Annotated in this window: 17 protein-coding genes and 1 riboswitch; of the genes, 11 read left to right on the plus strand and 6 right to left on the minus strand. The window is 68.2% G+C overall.

The window, feature by feature from the left end; translation table 11 throughout:
• Positions 1–70: 70 nt before the first annotated feature.
• A complete protein-coding gene (locus tag CXY79_RS01185) occupies positions 71–1,093 on the minus strand; it encodes a LacI family DNA-binding transcriptional regulator (protein ID WP_104099341.1) in 1,023 nt (340 codons plus the stop codon).
• A 192-nt stretch (positions 1,094–1,285) separates the two neighbouring features.
• On the opposite strand from CXY79_RS01185, the gene CXY79_RS01190 reads away from it, so the two are divergent.
• From CXY79_RS01190 to rraA, 7 genes are all read left to right on the plus strand, one after another.
• Positions 1,286–3,322 (plus strand): beta-galactosidase, encoded by a 2,037-nt coding sequence (locus CXY79_RS01190; RefSeq protein WP_104099342.1) that lies wholly within the window; start codon positions 1,286–1,288, stop codon positions 3,320–3,322.
• Entirely contained in the window at positions 3,319–4,281 is a 963-nt protein-coding gene (locus CXY79_RS01195; RefSeq protein WP_104099343.1) for a carbohydrate ABC transporter permease, read from the plus strand. Before CXY79_RS01190 ends, CXY79_RS01195 begins: the two co-directional genes overlap by 4 nt.
• On the plus strand, positions 4,278–5,195 hold the full coding sequence (locus CXY79_RS01200; protein WP_369827914.1) for a carbohydrate ABC transporter permease: 918 nt from the start codon (positions 4,278–4,280) through the stop codon (positions 5,193–5,195). The genes CXY79_RS01195 and CXY79_RS01200 overlap by 4 nt, the downstream gene beginning before the upstream one ends.
• Before the next feature lie 57 nt (positions 5,196–5,252).
• Positions 5,253–6,584, plus strand: coding sequence for an extracellular solute-binding protein (locus tag CXY79_RS01205; protein WP_104099344.1), 1,332 nt, complete (start codon positions 5,253–5,255; stop codon positions 6,582–6,584).
• Positions 6,585–6,597: 13 nt separating this feature from the next.
• Complete coding sequence (locus CXY79_RS01210) at positions 6,598–8,868, plus strand: alpha-galactosidase (RefSeq protein ID WP_104099345.1); 2,271 nt, start codon at positions 6,598–6,600, stop codon at positions 8,866–8,868.
• A 183-nt stretch (positions 8,869–9,051) separates the two neighbouring features.
• Positions 9,052–10,161 (plus strand): o-succinylbenzoate synthase, encoded by a 1,110-nt coding sequence (gene menC, locus CXY79_RS01215; protein WP_104099346.1) that lies wholly within the window; start codon positions 9,052–9,054, stop codon positions 10,159–10,161.
• 99 nt (positions 10,162–10,260) lie between these two features.
• Positions 10,261–10,725, plus strand: coding sequence for a ribonuclease E activity regulator RraA (gene rraA / locus CXY79_RS01220; protein WP_104099347.1), 465 nt, complete (start codon positions 10,261–10,263; stop codon positions 10,723–10,725).
• 295 nt (positions 10,726–11,020) lie between these two features.
• Here rraA and CXY79_RS01225 read toward each other — a convergent pair whose 3' ends face one another.
• On the minus strand, positions 11,021–11,611 hold the full coding sequence (locus tag CXY79_RS01225; RefSeq protein ID WP_134342168.1) for a hypothetical protein: 591 nt from the start codon (positions 11,609–11,611) through the stop codon (positions 11,021–11,023).
• Positions 11,612–11,779: 168 nt separating this feature from the next.
• Here CXY79_RS01225 and CXY79_RS01230 point away from each other — a divergent pair, with 168 nt between their 5' ends.
• Both CXY79_RS01230 and CXY79_RS01235 read left to right on the plus strand, forming a co-directional pair.
• Positions 11,780–12,637 carry an SDR family oxidoreductase gene (locus CXY79_RS01230; RefSeq protein ID WP_104099349.1) on the plus strand — a complete coding sequence of 286 codons (858 nt, stop codon included), beginning with the start codon at positions 11,780–11,782 and terminating at the stop codon, positions 12,635–12,637.
• Positions 12,638–12,775: 138 nt separating this feature from the next.
• Positions 12,776–13,576, plus strand: a complete 801-nt coding sequence (locus CXY79_RS01235) for a nuclease-related domain-containing protein (protein ID WP_104099350.1) — start codon at positions 12,776–12,778, stop codon at positions 13,574–13,576.
• A gap of 28 nt (positions 13,577–13,604) precedes the next feature.
• On the opposite strand, the gene CXY79_RS15835 is transcribed toward CXY79_RS01235, so the two are convergent.
• Positions 13,605–13,775 carry a hypothetical protein gene (locus CXY79_RS15835; RefSeq protein ID WP_158250194.1) on the minus strand — a complete coding sequence of 57 codons (171 nt, stop codon included), beginning with the start codon at positions 13,773–13,775 and terminating at the stop codon, positions 13,605–13,607.
• 116 nt (positions 13,776–13,891) lie between these two features.
• Between CXY79_RS15835 and CXY79_RS01240 the strand changes: the two genes are divergently transcribed.
• Positions 13,892–14,683: a nuclease-related domain-containing protein gene (locus CXY79_RS01240; RefSeq protein ID WP_158250195.1), complete on the plus strand. Its 792-nt coding sequence runs from the start codon at positions 13,892–13,894 to the stop codon at positions 14,681–14,683.
• Between the two features lie 170 nt (positions 14,684–14,853).
• A complete protein-coding gene (locus CXY79_RS01245; RefSeq protein WP_134342163.1) occupies positions 14,854–16,815 on the plus strand; it encodes a hypothetical protein in 1,962 nt (653 codons plus the stop codon).
• Between the two features lie 207 nt (positions 16,816–17,022).
• Here the strand turns inward: CXY79_RS01245 and CXY79_RS01250 are convergent, their stop codons facing one another.
• From CXY79_RS01250 to CXY79_RS01260, 3 genes are all read right to left on the minus strand, one after another.
• Positions 17,023–17,460 (minus strand): phosphohydrolase, encoded by a 438-nt coding sequence (locus CXY79_RS01250; protein ID WP_104099353.1) that lies wholly within the window; start codon positions 17,458–17,460, stop codon positions 17,023–17,025.
• A gap of 272 nt (positions 17,461–17,732) precedes the next feature.
• Positions 17,733–17,806, plus strand: a riboswitch (cyclic di-GMP riboswitch).
• A 901-nt stretch (positions 17,807–18,707) separates the two neighbouring features.
• Positions 18,708–19,511 carry an ice-binding family protein gene (locus tag CXY79_RS01255; protein ID WP_104099354.1) on the minus strand — a complete coding sequence of 268 codons (804 nt, stop codon included), beginning with the start codon at positions 19,509–19,511 and terminating at the stop codon, positions 18,708–18,710.
• Between the two features lie 296 nt (positions 19,512–19,807).
• Positions 19,808–20,440 carry a vWA domain-containing protein gene (locus CXY79_RS01260; protein ID WP_104099355.1) on the minus strand — a complete coding sequence of 211 codons (633 nt, stop codon included), beginning with the start codon at positions 20,438–20,440 and terminating at the stop codon, positions 19,808–19,810.
• Positions 20,441–20,573: the final 133 nt, after the last annotated feature.

Here is a 20,573-nt window from a genome sequence, read left to right on the forward strand (position 1 = left end):
GCAGCCGGAGTGCTCCGGCCAGCCCGAAGCCAGATGCTGCCGCCATGGCCCTGCACCGCCAACCCCCGATTCAGGCGGAGTCACGCCAGACGATCGGAGTCTCGAGCAGGATGCCCTCGGCCGGCTGCTCCTCGCCGCGCAACTGGCCCAGCACGCACTCGGCCGCCCGCTCACCGAGGCCGAAGGCGGGCTGGTGCACGGTGGACAGGTGCGGCTGGGTGCGCAGCGCCCAGGAGCTGTCGTCGAAGCCGACGATGCCGACGTCTCCGGGAATGGTGCGCCCGGCATGGCGCAGAGCCTCCATGGCTCCGGCCGCGACCGCGTCGGAGGCGGCGAACACGCCGTCGATCAGCGGGTCACGCTGAAGCAGCGCACGCATGCCGAGGGCCCCGTCGGTGAAGGTGTACAGCGGAACGCGGGCCACGAGAGCCGGGTCGAAGCGGTCGCCGAGGGCATCCGTGAAGCCGGCCAGACGGTCGGCGCCGGAGTCGCGGTCGAGCGCGGCGGCAATCATGCCGATGCGCGTGCGGCCGGTCTGCATGAGGCGTTCGGTGATGGCGCGCGCCGACGCCCGGTTGTCGATGCCCACGAAGGGAAGCTGGCGCAGGTCGGGCGGATGTCCCACGAAGGCGGCCGGAAGGCGCAGCTTCTCGATCACCCGGGTGATCGGGTCTTCCTGGCGAGCGGAGACGATGACGACCCCGTCGACGAAACCGCCGCTGAGGTAGCGGGCGACGCGCTCGGTGTCGCGCTGGGAGTCGATGACCAGGCTGACCATCTGGTAGTCGGCGCGGGAGAGCACGGTGTTGGCGCCGAGTAGAATTCCGCCGATGTTGGGGTCGTCCAGGAACAGGGAGTGCGGCTCGTGCACGATGAAACCGACGGCCTCCGAGCGCTGCATGACCAGGCTTCGGGCGGCGTTGTTCGGCACATAGCCGACCTTCTCGATGGCCGCCTCGATGGCGATGCGGGCCGACGCCGAGACGTAGGGCTCGTCGTTCACGACCCGGCTGACCGTGCCGCGGGAGACTCCGGCTTCCACGGCGACGTCGTGGATCGTCGCGCGTTTGCGTCGAGACGGGATTGTCACCATTCGATAACTGTAACGCTCCCGCACACACTCCGCGCTTGACACGACCGCCGGGAGATACATACTCTGTGTACGTTCACAGAAAACCCAACGGAGTGTTGTTCTCCCGACTCTGTGCACGTTCACAGAACAGTTAGCCCAGAATCGTCACCACGGTGTCGTCACCACGAAGTGCACGCCACAGTCAGGGAGCACATGAACTCGCGAGCAGCCACTTCGAACGGTGCGGCCCCGGCCCACCCGTTCGTGCACGAGGGCATCGCCTACGGCTGTGACTACAACCCGGAGCAGTGGGGTCCCGAGACCTGGGCCGAGGATGTGCGCCTCATGCGCGAGGCCGGCGTCGACCTGGTGGCCATCAACATCTTCGGCTGGTCGAACCTCGAGCCGCGTGCGGGCGAGTACGACTTCGACACCCTCGACACGATCATCGAGCTGCTCCACACCAACGGGATCCGGGTCAACCTCGGCACCGGCACCTCGTCGCCGCCGCCGTGGCTGACCACACTTCACCCCGAGATCCTTCCGGTCGCCGACGACGGCACGACCCGTTTCCCCGGCGGTCGCCAGGCCTGGTGCCCGAGCTCGGCCGTGTTCCGTGAGCATGCGCTGGCCCTGGTCGAAAAGGTCGCCGAGCGGTACGGCCACCACCCGGCCATCGCCCTCTGGCACGTGTCCAACGAATTGGGCTGCCACAACGCGCTCTGTTACTGCGACGACACCGCCGCCGCGTTCCGTCTCTGGCTTCAGGCGCGTTACGGCACCATCGATGCTCTCAACGCAGCCTGGGGTACCTCCTTCTGGAGCCAGCGGTACGGCCAGTGGGCCGAGATCCTCACCCCGCGGCTCACGCTGTCCAGCCATAACCCCGGCCAGGTGCTCGACTTCCACCGGTTCAGCTCCGCCGAACTGCTCGACTACTATCGCCGCGAGAGCGCGGTGCTGCGCCGCCACTCGAACGTGGCCGTGACCACCAACTTCATGGTCACCGCGCACATCCGCAACCTCGACTACTGGGCCTGGGCCGGCGACATGGACATCGTCGCCAACGACCACTACCTCGACCACCGCCTCGCCGACCCGGCCACCGAGCTCGCCTTCGCCGCGGACCTCACCCGCGGGCTCGCCCAGGGTGAGCCCTGGCTCCTGATGGAACAGGCCGCCGGTGCCGTCAACTGGCAGCCGCACAACCTGGCCAAGGCGCCCGGCGAAATGACCCGCAACTCCCTCGCCCACGTCGCCCGCGGTGCGGACGGCGTCTGCTTCTTCCAGTGGCGCGCCTCCCCGCAGGGGTCGGAGAAATTCCACTCCGCCCTGGTGCCCCACGCCGGCACCGACACCGTGCTCTGGCGCGAGGTCGTGGCCCTGGGCGCAACCCTGGATCGTCTTGCCGAGGTCACCGGCAGCCGGGTCGTCGCGGATGCCGCGATCATCTTCAGCTGGGAATCCTGGTGGGCAGGCGACGGCGAATCCCGTCCGTCCCACGCGGTGCGCTACCTCGACCAGGTGCACGCCGCCTACGCGGCCCTGCACGAACTCGGCGTCACGGTCGACATCGTCTCCCCGGATGCCGACCTCTCGGGCTACCGCCTCGTCGTCGTCCCGTGCCTCTACCTGGTCTCGGACGCGCAGGCCGAAAATCTCAACGCCTACGTCGCCGCCGGTGGCCACGCCCTGATCACCTTCTTCAGCGGCATCGTCGACGTAGACGACCGGGTGCGCACCGGCGGTTACCCCGGCGCGTTCCGCGAGATCCTCGGCATCACGGTGGAGGAGTTCTCTCCGCTGCTGCCCGGCCACGTTCTCGCTCTCGACACCGGCGCCGCCGCGAGCCTGTGGAGCGAACGCCTGCGCATCGACACCGCCGAGGTGGTCGCGAGCTACATCGACGGGCCGCTGCCCGGCATCCCCGCCATCACCCGCAATCGGCACGGAGGCGGCACCGCCTGGTACGTCGCCACCGCGCTGGAGGCCGGCGCCCTGCGGGACGTCCTGCGCAGGATCGCCCAGGAGGCTCGGGTCACCGCGGTCGGCCCGGAGCGCACCGGAGCCATCGAGGTCGTGCGCCGTGTGAGCTCCACCCACAGCTATCTGTTCATCATCAACCACGGTTCGGGCGACGTCGAGCTTCCGGCCGCCGGCCACGAGCTCGTCACCGACGAACCCGTCGGTCGAATCGTGCGCGTGCCGGCCGGAGCCGTCCGCGTGATTAGAGAGGACCCCTCATCATGAGCGCACCTGCCGTTCCCCTGACGGATGCCCCGGGCAGCGCTGCCCGAAAGAGGCCCCGCGCCGCCAAGCCAGCCAAGGCCCCCGGAGCGAAGCCCCGCGTGCAGCACACGGGCGCGATCCTTGCGTTCGTGCTGCCGTTCGGTACCCTATTCGCCCTGTTCTACCTCGTCCCGATCGGCTACGCGATCTACCAGTCACTGCTCGTGATCGAGCGCGAGGGCACCTTCGGCCAGGCTACCGAGGTCTTCGGCGGACTGACCCAGTACATCCTGGTGTTCCAGAATGGGCCGTTCTGGGAGTCGATCACCCGGGTGCTCGCCTTCGGCGCCGTGCAGGTTCCGATCATGCTCGGTCTCGCGCTGCTGTTCGCCCTGTTGCTGGACTCGCCGCTCGTGCGCGGCAAGAGATTCTTCCGGCTGGCGTTCTTCGTCCCCTACGCGGTCCCCGGCGTCATCGCCGCGATCATGTGGGGCTACCTCTACTCACCCAATCTGTCGCCGTTTCGCGCCGTCACCGAGAACATCAACTTCCTCTCGGCCGACCTCGTGCTCTGGGCCATCGCCAACGTCGTCACCTGGGTGTTCGTGGGCTATAACATGCTCATCATCTACTCCGCGCTGCTGGCGATCCCGACCGAACTCTACGAGGCCGCCCGCCTCGACGGCGCCGGCCAGCTGCGCATCGCCTGGTCGGTCAAGATTCCGCTGATCATGCCGGCGATCATCCTGACCGCCATTTTCTCGATCATCGGCACCCTGCAGCTGCTCGCCGAACCGCAGGTCTTCCGCAGCTTCAGCTCGGCCGTGACCAGCACGTTCACCCCGAACCTGACGGTGTACTCCACCTCGTCGATCCCGAACTTCAACCTGGCCGCCGCGTTCTCCGTTGTGCTGGCCCTGGCCACGTTCATCCTCTCCTTCACGTTCCTGAAGTTCACGCAGCGTAAGGAAGCCAAGTGAGCACCCTGACCCCCACCACCCCCGCCAAGCCGGCTCGCGGCATCCGTTCAACCGAGGCGAAGGCACCGCGCGCCCAGCGCGAGAGCCCGTTCGCCCGGGTCAGTGCCATGGTCGTCATGGGCGTCTTCACGATCTACTTCCTGGTGCCGATCTGGTGGCTGCTGGTCGCGGCCTCGAAGAACCGATCCCAGTTCAACAGCACGAACCCGCTCTGGTTCGCCGACTTCTCCCTGTTCGAGAACATCGGAAACCTGGTGGCCTACCGCGACGGCGTCTACCTCAAGTGGATGCTCAACAGCGCGCTGTACGCCGGTGGCGGTGCCCTCGTGGGTACGATCATCGCCGGAATGTGCGGGTACGCACTGGCCAAGTACAACTTCCCGGGACGCGAACTGATCTTCAACGTCGTGCTCGGCGGGGTGCTCGTACCCGCCACGGCGCTGGCTCTGCCGCTGTTCCTGATCTTCAGCCAGATCAGCCTGACCAACACGTTCTGGTCGGTGTTCCTGCCCAGCCTGGTCAGCCCGTTCGGGGTCTACCTCTCCCGCATCTACGCGTCGGCCAGCGTTCCCGACGAACTGATCGAGGCCGCCCGCCTCGACGGCGCCGGCGAACTGCGCACCTTCTTCACGGTCTCGGTGCGGATGATGGTGCCGGCCCTGGTCACCGTCTTCCTCTTCCAGTTCGTCGCCATCTGGAACAACTTTTTCCTGCCGCTGATCATGCTGCGCGACGAGACCCTGTTCCCGGTCACGCTCGGCCTCTACGCCTGGAACTCGCAGGTCAACCAGATCCCCGTGCTGCGCGATTACGTTCTGATCGGCGCCCTGCTGTCGATCATCCCGCTGATCATCATCTTCCTGCTGCTCCAGCGCTTCTGGCGAAACGGCCTCAGCGCCGGTTCGGTGAAGTAGCCGGCCTCACCCGCCCCTTAGCTGCACCACCCCCACCCCCAAGAGAAAAGAAGAACAATGCAGATCAAGAAGAGAGCAGCCGCCGTCGCCTTGCTCACCGCAGCCACGGTCGTTCTGACCGGCTGTGCGTCGGGCTCGAGCACGTCCGGCGGTGGCGACGCCGCCGCCTGCGAACCCTCCGAGGGCAAGGTCGACCTCACGTTCACCACCTGGATCCCCGGGATGGAAGACGTCGCCGCAGTCTGGAATGAGGAGAACCCCGACGTTCAGGTAAAGGTGCAGACCGGCCCGAACGGCAACGGCGGCACGTACCAGAACTTCTTCAACCAGCTCAAGGCCGGCAACGCGCCCGACCTCGGCCAGATCGAATACGACGCCCTCCCGAACTTCCGCGTGCAGGACGGCCTGATGGACCTCGCCGCCTGTGAGGGTGTTCTCGACGCCAAGGACGACTTCGTGGACTGGACCTGGGGACAGGTCAACTTCGGTGAAGAAGACGCAGCCTACGCGGTGCCGCAGGACGCCGGGCCCATGGCGATGTTCTACCGTGCCGACCTCTTCGCCGCCAACAACATCGCGATCCCGACCACCTGGGAAGAATTCGCGGTTGCCGCCGAAGCCGTGCGCGCCACCGGCGGCTACATCACCAACTTCTCGCAGAGTGACATCAACCAGTTCGCCGGATTCGTCTGGCAGGCCGGGGGAAGCTGGTTCGAGAACGACGGCGAGAACTGGACCATCGACCTGACCAGCCCCGAGTCGGTCAAGGTCGCCGACTACTGGCAGGACCTGATCGACCGCGACCTCGTCTCGACCAACCCGCCGTGGACCGACGAGTGGAACAACGCCTACAACACCGGATCCAACTGGACCTGGAACTCCGCAGCCTGGGGTGCGAACTCCATCGCCAGCGGCGCTCCGGACACCGCCGGCAACTGGTCCGTCGCCCTCTCCCCGCAGTGGGCTGCCGGCGAGAACGCCGCCGGCAACTGGGGTGGCTCGTCCACCGCAGTCTTCAAGGGCTCCGAGCACCCCTACGAGGCGGCCCAGTTCGCGCTGTGGCTGAACACCTCTGACGAGGCGCTCACGATGCTGAACAAGTCGGCCAACCTGTACCCGGCCGCCAAGAGCGGCCTCGAACTGCCGGCCCTCAAGGAAGGCGTCGAGTTCTACGGCGGCCAGGCCATCTACGACGTGTTCGCCGAGGCATCCGATCACGTCTCGCCCGACTTCATCTGGGGCCCGACCATGACACAGGTCTACAACGACACCTCCGACGGCTTCAAGGGTGCCGTCACCGGTAGCGGAACTCTGACGGATGCTCTCACGAGCGCCCAGCAGAGCACGATCGACGCTCTCGAGGCTCAGTCGATCCCGGTCACCAAGTAACATCAGCTCCACTGTGTCGATTCCCTACCTCCGTGCCGCGGGCACCAGCCTTGTGCTGGATGCCCGCGGCACGGGCGTGCCCGTCATCGTGCACTGGGGTGCCGACCTGGGTGACCTGAACGGTGAACTGCTGGAAACGCTGGCCGACGCATCCGTGCCGGCCATCTCGCCGAGTTCGATCGACGTGCCCCTGCGGCTCTCGCTACTGCCCACCCTCGCGGCAGGCTGGAGCGGGCGTCCGGGCGTGAGCGGGTTCCGGCCCGGTGGGCGCGGCGGCGTGGCCCTCGATCTGCGCCTCACCGAGGTTCAGTCGGGCGGTGTGCGGGCGGGCGTGCCGTCTGCCTCCGGCCGCACGCTGCCCGGCACACAGGCCCTGACGATCTTTCTGACGGATGCCGCGGCCCGGGTGACCGTGCGCACCGACCTCGAACTCTCGGTCGAGGGTGTGCTGCGACTGCGCCACACCCTCACCAACACCGGTGACGACCCTGCCTCCGCACCCTTCGAGCTTGGCTCGCTCGACGTCATCCTGCCGGTGCCCGACCGCGCCGGGGAACTGCTTGACTTCACCGGGCTGTGGACCCACGAGCGTCGGCCGCAGCGCAGTACGCTCGGCCACGGCGTGTGGAGCCGGGAGTCCCGTCACGGCCGCCCCGGCCACGACGACTCCTATCTGATGGCGGCCGGAACGCCCGGGTTCGGCTTCCGCACCGGCGAGGTATGGGCCACCCACTTGGCCTGGAGCGGCGACAAACACGTCTGGGCCGAGAACAGCGCGCTGGGCTACTCGGCGCTCGGCAGCGGCGAGCTGCTGGCACCCGGCGAGCTGAGAGTGGCCCCCGGCGCGAGCCACACCACCCCGTGGACGGTGGCCGTGTACTCGGCTGCCGGGCTGGACGGGCTCTCGGCGCGGCTGCATCCGTGGGTCCGTTCCTGGTCGACCATCACCGGGCACCGCCCGGTCGTGCTGAACACCTGGGAGGCCGTGTACTTTGACCACGACCTGACGACCCTGGCCCGCCTGGCCGACGCGGCGGCCGTGGTCGGGGTGGAGCGCTTCGTGCTCGACGACGGCTGGTTCACCGGCCGCTCGGACGACCGGCGGGCCCTCGGAGACTGGTTCGTCGACCCGGTCACCTGGCCCGGCGGATTGCACCCGCTGATCGAGCATGTGCACGCGGCCGGCATGGACTTCGGTCTCTGGGTCGAACCCGAAATGGTCAGCGCCGACTCGGACGTCGCCCGCGCGCACCCGGAGTGGGTGCTCGGCGGGGTGGACGCGGCTGGTGTCGGGGGTTCTGGGGCCGGTATTGGTTCGGCATCCGTCGGTGTTTCGTCGCCGGCGCTGACCTGGCGGTTCCAGCGCGTGCTCGACCTCGGCAACCCGGATGCCTTCGGCTGGGTGTTCGCCCGCCTCACCGCCCTGCTCAACGAGTACCCCATCGCCTACCTGAAGTGGGACCACAATCGCGACCTGCTGGCCGGCTCCGCCCACCGGCAGACGGTGGCGCTGTACCGGCTCATCGATGCCGTGCGTGCCGAGCACCCGGGCGTCGAGATCGAGTCCTGCGCGTCGGGGGGAGCCCGGGTCGATCTCGGAATTCTCGAGCGCGTCGATCGGGTCTGGACCAGCGACACCAACGACCCGCTCGAGCGGCAGCAGATCCAGCGGTACTCGAGCGTGCTCCTACCGCCGGAGTACCTCGGCGGGCATCTCGGCGCGGCCACCGCACACACCACCGGGCGCACCTCCGAGCTCAGTTTCCGGCTGGCGACCGCCCTGTTCGGCAGCGCCGGCATCGAGTGGGACCTGACCCGCGCGAACGAGTCCGAGCGGGTGCAGATCGCCACCTGGATCGCCCGCTACAAGCAGCTGCGGCCGCTGCTGCACTCCGGTGTCGTCGTTCGGGCCGACCCCAGCGACCCGGCCCTCGAGCTGCACGGTGTCGTCTCGCCCGACCAGAACTCGGCCCTGTTCGCCCAGGTGGCGCTCGCCGCCCCGCGCGCGGCACTGCCGGAGCGGATGCGGTTCCCCGGTCTCGCGCCCGAGCGGCGCTACCGGGTGGCACCGCTTTCGCTCGGCGCGCCCCCGCGCACGATCCAGGATGCCCCGCCGGCCTGGCTGGCGGAGCCGGGCTCGTCCGGTGCCGCCGGTGCTTTTGGTACCGACGGTTCAGTGACGCTGACCGGAGCTGTGCTCGCTCTCGTCGGGCTGCCCGCGCCGCTGCTCGCCCCGGAGCAGGCCGCGCTCTTCACCGTCGACGCGGTCGACGGCCGCCGCTGAGCAGTCACCGACCAGGCATCCGTCACCCGGGCCGAGCAGGTGGGCGGTGCAGGTCGTGGCAGGTTTCGCCCGGTTGCGGTCGGGTCGCGGCACCGAAAAACCAGCCTCGGGCAGTACTCTCATCGAAGCACTCGCCTCGGGGAGACCGCCTCCGCGGGGCACCCTCGCACCGAAGGAACTGTCATGAAAATCGAGAACATCGAACTGCGGCGCGTGCACATTCCCCTCGTGCGGCCCTTCCGCACCTCGTTCGGCACGTCGACCGAGCGGGCGGTCACGATCGTGCGGGTGACCACCGCGGATGCCGAGGGCTGGGCCGAGTGCGCCGCCGATACGAGTCCGCTTTACAGCTCGGAGTTCCTCGACGGCAGCGACCTCGTGATTCGCGACCACCTGATCCCGAGGCTGCAGGCGCTCGGCGACCGGCTCACCGCCGAACGCGTCGCCGGGGCCGTGGAGCCGGTGAAGGGGCACGCGATGTCCAAGGCCGCGCTGGAAACGGCCATCCTCGACGCGCAGCTGAAGGAGGCCGACATCTCGTTCGGCGGCTACCTCGGCGCCGTGCGCGACACGGTGCCGGCCGGTGTGTCGGTGGGCATCATGGACTCGATCGACGAGCTGCTCGAGGCCGTGGCCGGCTACCTGGAGGAGGGCTACCTTCGGATCAAGCTCAAGATCGAGCCCGGTTGGGACCTCGAGCCGGTGCGTGCCGTGCGCGAGCGCTTCGGCGAGGAGCTGCTGCTGCAGGTCGACGCGAACACCGCATATACCCTCGCGGATGCCCGTCACCTCGCCCGGCTCGACCCATTCGACCTGCTCCTGGTGGAGCAGCCGCTGAAGGAGGACGACCTGCTCGGCCACGCCAACCTGGCGAAACGGATCAGAACCCCCATCTGCCTCGACGAGTCGATCGAATCGGCCCGGGATGCGGCCACTGCCATCACCCTCGGTGCCTGCAGCATCATCAACGTCAAGCCGGCGCGGGTGGGCGGCTACCTGGAGGCCCGTCGCATCCACGATGTGGCGGCCGCGCACGGTGTGCCCGTCTGGTGCGGCGGAATGCTTGAAACCGGAATCGGTCGGGCGGCGAATGTGGCCCTGGCCGGGCTGCCGAACTTCGTGCTGCCGGGGGACACGTCGGCCTCCAGCCGATACTACGAACAGGACCTGACCGCGCCGTTCGTGCTCGAGAACGGGCACCTGCGCGTTCCCACGGGACCGGGCATCGGCGTGGAGGTGCTGACCGATGTGCTGGCCGGCGTCACGGCATCCGTCACCGACATCAGATTTTAGACCTGACGGCTGACGGATGTCCCGCAGCGCAGCGAGCCTGAGCGAGCAGCTAGCCTGAGGGAGAAAGCCCGCACCGCACCGGACCCCTGGAGGACACCAATGCTGTTGACCGCCGACCTGTACGACCAGCGCGGGGAAGACCTGCAATCCGTTTCGCTCCAGTTCCTGAACCTGGGTGGCCTCGCCCGGTTCAGCGGCCCGATCCGCACCGTGACCTGCTTCGAGGACAACGCCCTGCTCAAGTCGGTGCTGTCGACGCCCGCCGCCGGCGAGGTGCTCGTCATCGACGGCGGCGGCTCGCTGAACACGGCGCTGATGGGCGACATGATCGCCGACCTCGCGGTGCAGAACGGCTGGGCCGGCGTGGTGATCAACGGTGCGATCCGCGACCGGGTGGCCATCGGAGGGATGCCGCTGGGCGTGAAGGCCCTCGGCAGCAACCCGCGCAAGAGCTCGAAGGCCGGCGCTGGAGTCACGGATGCCGTCGCCCGGTTCGCCGGCGTGACGTTCACCCCCGGCCGCACGATCTACTGCGACGAAGACGGGATCCTCGTCGAGCGGTGACGCCCAGCGGACGCGACACAGCACGCGCCCGGGCAAGACGCGCGGCGCCACCCGAGGAACCTCACTCAGGTGGAGCCGCTGGTGCGGGGGGCCGACGTCATTGTTGTTCGTTCTGCGTACGCAATTTCAGACCTACTCGGCAACGGTACTTCGTCACCGGTCGCCTTGTCACCATCTGCGAGCTAACGATTCGTACGGGCCGGGCGGCGCAGCGCCGCCCGGGCCGGCGACCTCGGCGCAGCTCGGCTCAGCGCCGCCCGGCCGGCGACCTCGGCGCAGCTCGGCTCAGCTCGGCTCAGCGCGGCGTCGGGCGGTTGGCGCTCACGACCTGGCTGCGCTCGGTGAGCTCGACGACGCGCTGCGTGCCGTCGTCGAGGGTGACCTCCACCTCGAAGGCGTGGTCGAGCGCTCTGCTGCGGCGGAAGTCCGTCACGGTGCCACTGCCGACCTCGGCCAGGGCCGCCTGGCCGGCAGTCGTGCGGTCGACGCTTGCGAGTTCCGCAGCGGTCAGCACGCGGGGTTCGGCCACGGATGCCGCGTCGCCGCTCCAGCTGGGTGCGCTCACCCACACGACGGTGAAGGTCTCATCGAGCTGAACCGCGACCTCGACGCCGTTCGGAAGTCGGGTGTCGACCGTGTAGGACTCGGAAAGCGCGTGAGACTCGGCGGGGCCGCGCTGGGCATCCGTCACCGTGGCTGGCCCGACCTCGGTCAGGGCCGCGCGACTCGCACGCGCCAGCTCGGTGTCGGTCAGGGTGGTCTCGTCGTCGCCGAGACCCGTGGCGGCCGCGATTCCGGCGGCACCGGCACCCACGGCGACCGTGGCGGCCACCGCAGCCGCGATCCAGGTTGACTGTCGGATTCCGGGCACCCTGATTGCATTCACACCCCCAGTCTGGGGGACTCCGGGCGGCTTGGATGCCACCGTTCCTGCCGCCGCGCCCTCCACCGTGTCAATTTGCCTTAGTGGCTAAACTAAATGCATTCGACGAAAGGTGTGACTTATGTCCGGCTCCTCTCCCACCCCGGCTCGCGATGACTCCACGGGCATCTGATGGGCAGCATCCTCGTCACCGGTGCCTCCGGAACCGTCGGCCGGGCCGTGGCCGCGGCGCTCGCGTCCACCGGCGAGAGCGTCATCTCCGCGGTACGGAACCCGGCCGGCTCCGAATTCGCCCTGGACCCGCCGGCCGGCACACCCCGTGCCTTCGATTTCTCCGACCCGACCGGGTGGGCCGGCGCCTTCGCCGGAGTCGACCGGCTGTTCCTGCTGCGCCCGCCCGCGATCGCGAACGTGGCGGACACCCTGATCCCGGTGATCGACACGGCGCTGGCGCACGGCATCCGCCAGATCGTCTTTCTCTCCCTGCAGGGTGTACAGTTCAACCCGGCCACTCCCCACCACGCCGTGGAGAAGCACCTGCGGCGTTGGCGGGCCCCCTTCACGTTTTTGAGACCGAACTTCTTCATGCAGAATTTGTCGACCGTGTACCGTGACGGCATCCGGGAGCGCGGCGAGATCTATCTTCCGGCGGCCAGGGCGCGCACCGCATTCGTCGACGCCCGTGACATCGGGCGCGTCGCCGCGCGGGTGTTCACCGAGCCGGGGCACCTCGGCAGGGCCTACACGCTGTCGGGCGAGCAGTCGCTGGATTACTACCAGGTGGCGGACATCCTCTCGGAGGTGCTCGGGCGGCGCATCGTTTATGCGCGGCCGAGCGTCGACGACTACCTCGCCCGGTTGGCCGAGCAGGGCGCAGAGGCCGACTTCATCGCCGTGCAGAAGATGATCTACCGGGTGGTGCGCCTGGGGGTTTCCGCGTGCCCGAACCGGGTGATCCGGCGGCTCTCGGGCGATCCGGCAACCACCTTCCGGCAGTTCGCCACAGACCACCGCGACGTCTGGTCGTAGGCCGCACCGGTACCCGCATCGGCACCGGCATCGCGGGCGAACCCGGTGCGCCAGTCGCCACGCCGTCGACACCCCCCTTCGGGGACTGCGTGCTCCCCGTCCCCAGTCGCTAGATTCGAGTCAGCAAAGGGGATTGCGATGACGGTGGACAGTGCCACGATGCAGGAGAGCCTCGCGGCGCTGTCAGTCACCGAGCAGCTGCTGCGGGTTCAGGGGAGCGTGCCCCGACGGTCGCGGTTCGCGGGGTTCTTCGGTCTATCCCCGCACGGCGCTGACAGCATGTCCTGGTATCTCGGGGCCAAAGGAGAGATTGTGGTGGGCTCCATCCTGGCGACGCTGCCACCCGAGTGGACGGCGTTGCGCGCCGTGCCCGTCGGCTCCGCGACCGCCGAGATCGACCACCTCGTGATCGGACCCGGCGGAATCTTCACGATCACCACGAAGCACCACCCGAGCAATGACATCCGTGTCGCTCGGGACACGCTGCGGGTCGACGGCGAGTCCGTGCCGTATTTGCACAACGCCGCATCCGAGGCCGAGCGCGTCTCGAGCCTGGTGCGAGAACGGATGCCGCTGGTCGCGCCCGTGCAGCCGGTGATCGTGTTCGTAGACCCTCGGCTGCTCACCATCGAGCAGAAGCCCGAGCAGGTCAAAGTGCTCGACGCGGACGAACTGCGCCGGTGGCTGGTCAGGCTCCACCCCGTGCTGTCGGCCGGTGAGGTGCAGGAGGTGGCGGACCTTCTCGACAGCCCGCACATGTGGCACGTGCTGCCGGACACCACCCCCGATGATGTGCGCGAGCGGTTCACGGCGCTCGATACGCGGGTGCGATCGGCCGGCATCCGACGGATGCTGTGGGTCCTGTTCGCCGCGGCGGGCGCCATCGCGGCCGGTTACGTCGTGTTCCGGCTCATCGAAGCCGCGCTCGCGACGGCCTGAGCCGGAACGACGCTCCCGAAGCGGGGGCCTACTCGGGCAGGCGGCGGCGGACCTCGTCCGTCAGCGCGTCGAGCGCGGTGCAGATGGCCACCAGAGACTCCTCCACCCCGCGGGGTGTGGCCGCATCCTCTTTGATCGTGTTGATGTGGGTTTCGAGCAGCCCGAGCTGGGTTTGCACGACCCTCATGTTGTTTACCATCCGACCATCGTAGGTGGCCGGTTCGGGCCCGTCCCCGAAGGGAGTGCCACCCGTTGGGGTGAGCCGTTACAATCGACGGTGGGGGATCAGAAAAGATGACGTTGGAAAGTACCAGAATGCGCCAGCGCTTCGCGGCCCAATTCATGATCGAAAAGCTGCTGCGCGAGCAGAGCGGCACTCCTCCACGAACCCTGTGGGCCCGGTTTCTGGGGCGTTCCCCGCTCGGCGTGAACTGTGAGGGCTGGTACCTGGGTGCCCAGGGCGAGATCGTGGTCGGCGAAAAGTTGGCGACGTTGTCGCCGGAGTGGGCGGTCTTCCACGCGCTGCCGATCGGCGGACACGGCTGGGACATCGACCACGTGCTGGTGGGCCCCGGCGGCGTCATCACCATCAATACCAAACAGCACCGCCGCCAGCGCGTGCTCGTGGAGGAACGCAGCGTTCTGGTGGACAGTCGGCCGGTGCCCTACCTGCGTCACGCGAAATTCGAGGCGGAACGGGTCACGACGCTGCTGGAAGACCGCCGTCCGCTCCCGATTCCCGTGATTCCCCTGGTCGTCCTCGTCGGTGCGCGCAGCATCGACGTGCGGTCATCGCCGGTGCCGGTGACGGTTCTCGATGCCGCCGAGCTCGTTCCGTGGCTGACGTCCCTGCCGATCGTGCTGGGCCCGGCGGATCGTCTGCGCGTCATTGAACTGCTCGACGACCCCGACATGTGGATCGATGTGCCGCTGGGTTCCGGCGAGGGCCTGATCGAAAGCTTCTCTCGGCTCGACTCCGAAGTGCGCGCCGCCGCTCTGCAGCGCATGGTGCTGTTGCCGCTCGAGCTGGCGGTGGCAGCGGTGGCCGCCTTCATCGTGCTGAACTCGGCGATGACGTTGATCGTGGGGATACTCGCGTCCCCGTGAACCCCCGCGACAACCCCCGCGACAACCCCCGCGACAGACCCCGTGAGACCATCGGAAAACACACGATATCGGGCTCCCTACACCCTGAACCTTAACGCTCGGGGTCATTCTCACAGGCGACAGGCGTACCCTCGTCACACAGCCTCTCACGAAGGCTGGGAGGGGAGTCAGTGGTGTACATCCGCGTGGAGACCAGCGTCGCGGTGCAACAACTCGCTAACGGTCTGCACGATGCGGGCCGAGATCGTCCTTGGGTTGTGGTGTCGTCGCCGTTCGGCACCAGCCTGCCCGAAATCGGAATCGACCAACTCGCCGGCCAGATCGGCGACGTCGCGCGCGTCTTCCTGATCGAGACGGGCGAGCTCACCCGCCAGCTCGGCGATCTGCTCCCGGCCCAGTTCCAGGTCTACGGCAGCGCCGGCCGTTCCTTCCCCGTCGGCGACGCGTTCGCCGACCTGGCCCGTTCCCGGCTTCGGTTCACGCACGGCGACCCGCAACACGCCACCGATCAGCTGGTGACGGATGCCCTCGCCCACGCGCATCAGGCCGGCCTCTTCGCGCTCGCCCCGGCATCCGTCATCACCGTGGACGGCACCGTCAAGGGGTTCATGCTGGGCGGTTCCCGGGCCCTGGTCGAACTCGACGGCGGCGGCATGGCCACCGTCTGGCAGGAGCTGACCTACCCGCCGGTACCCCTCGACTGGACTTTGCAGACCGGTCAGCGCATCCAGGGCGCGCTCGACGCACCCACCCATCGTCTCAATGTCGAGATCAAGCCGCCCTCCGTGGCCACGATCGCGAAGCGCTACCCGCACGGCAGCATCACGCTCGCTCTGGTGCAGAAGGTCAGTGCGCAGCGGGCGGTTCTGGCCCTGCACCCGCACCTGGCGCTCACGATCACCCGGGCCGATATCTCGGCCAACTCGCTTGACAAGGTCGATGCCCTGCTCTCCGAGGGTGACGTCGTGGCGGCCCGGGTCATCCACCTGCCGAGCGGTGCCCTGCACCTGTGCCTGAGCGACGTCGACGACGACGAAACCGTTCTGCCGTCGCTGTGTGCCGTGCGGAATGGACCTCCCTGGCTGCAGGAAAATCGTCCGCTGCTGCCTCAGGTCGAGGAAGACGCAGGCGCCGCCGCAGTGGTCGAACTCGACAGCCAGTCCGCGCTCGTGGGTGCCTCCGCATCGGCCCGCCGCGCCGCGGGGGTCGCCCGTATCGGCATTTCCGGTGGTTCCGGCGTTTCCGGTGCTGCCGGGGTCTTCGATGCGGCCGGCGTCTCCGGGGTCACGGTCCTGATCACAGCAGGCCCGACATCGGACCGCCTTCACCCGCGCCCATCGCCGGGGCCGGGCCGCGTGCACGCCCTGCGTCCGGTTACAACGGGGGCCACCCCGTTCCGGGTCACGCCCACGCCCATTCCCGCGCCACACTCCGCGCTGCAATCGACCCAGCTGTCCCTCGCCGAGGCGAAGTCCCGCATCGTGCGTCTCGAGAACCAGCTTTCCGAGGCCGGCGCCACCGATTCCGACCTCGCCAAACTGCGCGAGCAGGCCCGCTCCGCACAGTTGCAACTGCGCGATGCCCTCGTCGAACTCGCCACCCTGCGCCACACGGTCGCGGAGCTGCGCGACGACCAGCGGGCCCAACGACGGATGCTGCGCGAATCCCGCCGCACCGTCCCCACCCACTCCGCGGTCAGCGAATACGAGTCGCGGCGAGCCGCCTGGGAGGAACCCTCCGGCTGGGTGCGGCATGAGATCCTCCTCGCCTGGGTCGACCGGGTTCCGGAATCGGACCGCGAGGAATGGAAGCTGCCGCACAGTTACGTGCTGGGGGAGCGGTTCACCGAATCTCTCGCCGGGCTCGACGACGGCCAGCTGGCCAAGGCGTTCAAGGCATCCGTCGACGTGCTCACCGGCCGGGTGAAGACCCTCAAGGGGCGGCACCTGCACGCGCTGCGCCAGGGCGCAGGGCCGGCCGACCCGCACCTGCTGCGCTGGGACGGCGCCCGCTGCATGCGCGTCTCGATCGAGCAGAACACCCCCGCCGCGCGCCGAATGCACTTCTGGCAGCTCCCGGATGGCGGCATCGAGCTGGGCCGCATCGTCACCCACGACGACATGGAAGCCTAGGCCTCGACCTGGACGGACTGCATCAAGCCCATCGTCCGGACGGATTCCTACCCGCTGGTGCACTGGGGTCACTGCGTCACCGGCACTCTGCCGACAGTGTTAGATGACGGCACGGAGGCCGACGCGGGTCAACCCGCAGCAGAGGTCAACCCGCAGCGTGAATCGACCGCAGCGTGGTTCGACCGCAGCAGGGAGCCCCGAGCCGGCCTAACCCAGCGCCGCCAGCGCCGACCCGTATTTCGCCGCGAGCCTCTTCTGCGCGCTCGCGTCCAACTGTTCCACCCGCCAGGGCTCCAGGTTGTCGGCGATGTCGGCGCGCTTCACGGCGAGAGCGATCGGGTTGGCGCGAATGCCGGCGTAGTAGTCGGCGTCGCTGACGGCATCCGTTCTGGTGAGCACCGTGACGGCCTCGACCACACCGCCAGGGATGCCCGCTTTGAGCAGGTCGTGGCGGGTGATGTTCGAGTCTTCGAGCACATCGTGCAGCCAGGCGGTGGCCTGCTCGAGGGGATCGTTGAGGCGCTCGGAAACGCGACGGGGATGGTCGATGTAGGCGGTGCCGAGCTTGTCGACCTGGCCCAGATGTGCGGTTGTGGCGATTGTTTTTGCCGCGGCGACGTAGGTATCGCCTGTGGTGACCGTCATGGAGACCCCCCTCTTAGCACTACAACAGAGCAGTGTGAGCGGCTCCGCCCATGACTGCAACGTTAGCCCGGGCCTTCGCCCGTTGCTAGGAGTTCGGCGCCGGGAAAGCGCGCCTCGGCATCCGTCACCCCGAATCTGTGCCGGACGCACCCCTCGATTTGGGGGGCCCTCGAGCGGCGAAAATTTTAGCCTCGCCGGTTGCGCGCCGAACCTGGCTGATAGGTTTCTCTCAGGTGACCGACTGGTCGCTGGAGAGACGGTCACCTTCACGTCAATCGCAAGGGCACACCCGTCGTGAGGCGGGGTCGCAAAGGCACGGAACCCTCGGGTCAGCCGGCCTACCGAATGAAAAGGAACCGCCCCAGATGAACCTCACCTCCCTCGAGGCCGACACCAGATGCGGCCGTTCAGCCTCGTCTCTGTCGTCTCGTGGCGCGGTGGACACACCTCCGTTTTGTCGTCCCCTTGGGTAGGCGCACGACTGCAACGGTGGAAGCCGGGCGAGATTAGGGATCTCGTCCTGATCTGGCAGTGCGATCGGGAATCGATTCGGGTTCGGTTCCCGATCGCATGCTTGTTTCACACCCTGGCACGGCCCGCGCTGAGAAGCCCGGCTCGCCGAACCGAGAACAAATGACTCACCCGGGAACACCACTCTCAATGACTGCACCGACGCAGGCACTGAACCGCACATATGCAGAATCAAGGACCGGTAACAAAACCCGCCGCCGAGCACCTCCGTGCACGCCGGGCCCCTCCCGGTCAACCGGGCCCCTCCCGGTCAACCGGGCCTCTTCGCCGCTCCGATCGCCGAGGCTGGAAGGTTGTGGCGGCCCCGCCGCTGACCCGGCGGGTCACCGCGCCCAGGCTCGTGCTCGGACTGTTCAACCTGCGCTGCTGCTGCGCTGGTGCTGCTGCGCTGGTGCTGCTGCGCTGCTGCGCGGGTGCTGCGCCGCTGCGCCCGTGGCGCGCCTCCAGCGCAGCGGAGTAAACCCCGCGCGGGGTTCCGACGCCGCCCGTGAGCCGCCCATCGGCATCCGTCGTGAGCGGAGCCGGTGCGTTCGTGGCTAACTCAGGAGATGCGGGCGGATGCTGCCCGGCAGCCCCGGAAACGCGGGAAAGTTTCGGCCGCGGTGGCGGTTTCTCCTGAGTTGGCCACACTCGCGCGGGCGGCTGTGGACTGGTGCCCGAGAATCGGGCGACGACGGATGCCGCCGAACCGGTTCCCGAATACGGCCGACCGGTGGTTACAGGGCCGGCTTCGTCACAGAGTTGCTCTGCAACGTGACGGCGGTCTGGGCCAGCAACCGGCCGGTGATCGACGCGCCGGTCTTCATCGCGATCATGGTCTTGCTCAGGATCGTGCCCTCGAAGTGCGCGGTGGTGCCGACCGAGACTGAACCGGCGGTCTGCCAGTACGCGTTCTTGGTCTGCACTCCGCCGAGCAGGGTCACGTTCTTGGCCGAGGCCTGGTCGATGTTGCCGGCGATCTGGGACACGAAGACGTCGTCCGGGCCGCCGGTGAGGCGCACATCACTGGAGATGGTCACGTCGGTGTTCCACTTGTAGAGGCCGGGCTTGAGCGTGAGACCGCCGAATTCGCCGGCACCCAGGTCGATGAAGTCAGGGTTCGTGCGCCCAGCCGCGTCGGAATAGGCGATTTCCATGTCACCGACGGATGTCCTCAGGAAGCTCGGGTCCGTCACCGTGCACGGCGGACCGGCGGCGTCGACAGTGAAAATGGTGCCGGTCACGACCTCAGGGCAGGTCAGCAGCACCGCGGCGCCGGTGAACGGGCTGGCCCCGACGTTGCCGTTGACTGCGGATGCGTAGACGTTCGTCACGCCGGTCTTCGACAGGATCGCGAAGGAGTCCGCCGTGCCGAGCTCGACCGGACTCTGGGGGAGTGAGCCGGCGACGGCCGCTCCGCCCAGTCCGGCGCCGCCGACGCCGACCACGGCGACGACGACAAGCAGTGCCAGAACCCGCTTCCGGGCCGTGGATGCGCGGGCTAGGGAAGTGCCGACGGATGATTCGTAGAAGTGGAACATGGTGGTACTACCTGTCGCCAGTCCCGCACGATGCGGGTCTGGGACAGGGCCGCTGTGGGAGCGGTCCCCGACGCTACACGTCGGGTTTCTTCGCGCCGGCAGGGCCTATCAGGGCCGACTTCACCCCGAATAGAGCCCCCGGTCCCACGGCAAGCGGGCGTCCTCCACGCACACCATCGCACGCCCCACGGGACCGCTTCCAACGAATCGAATCTGTCTGAATCCCAGACGAGGGGCAGTTTTCACGCACTCCGCCAACAGGGGTTCCGGCCTCCTGAACTTCACCCAATCGTTGCCTACACGCCATCACCTCCGGCTTCGATGCGCTCCTCGAAGGTGAAGCCGCGCTTCTCCTTCTTGCGCACATCCGTCACGTAGCGACCGAGGTTCGCGCTCATCGCGGCGACCTCACCCGACGCGGCAGCGAAGGTCATGGAGCTGGCGGAGTCGAAGCCGAGTGCGGCCCCGGTGAGCACGGCGTCCTGGTTGGCGCCGAGGAACACGAAGTCCCAGCTGTACGATTCGGTCTGCCGGTTGATCAGCGCGCGCACGGCATCCGCGGAGTATTCGCTGCTCGAGTTCTCGCCGCCGTCGGTCACGACCACGACCTGCACGGTGCCGGGACGCGCGTGCTCGGGCAGCACCCGCAGCGTCTCGCCGAACTCCGTGACGGCGATGCCGATCGCATCGTGCAGCGCCGTCATGCCGCGCGGGTCGAGCTCGACGGTGATATCGCTCGGGTCGGCGAGGGTGTGGGTGTGCTCGATTTCGTCGTCGAAGGTCACGATATCCACGGTGAGCAGGCCCGGCTCGGCGGCCTGTGCGGCAAGCATCGCGGTCAGGCCGCCGACCATGTCGTCACGGATGCCGGACATCGAGCCGCTCCGGTCGATCACGAGAAGCAGAGCGGTGTAGTTGGGATCAGTCATCTGTACCTCCTGGTTGAGGCTCCCTCGTGGGGAGTACTTCAGAGTCTCAGGAGCCACTGACAGTGCCCGCGGTGGTGCGGCGGTGGTGCGGCAGTGGTGCGGCAGTGGTGCGGCGGTGGTGCCGGCGGCGGTG

This window comes from Cryobacterium sp. M96, assembly GCF_002929845.1.
Classification (GTDB): Bacteria; Actinomycetota; Actinomycetes; order Actinomycetales; family Microbacteriaceae; genus Cryobacterium; species Cryobacterium sandaracinum.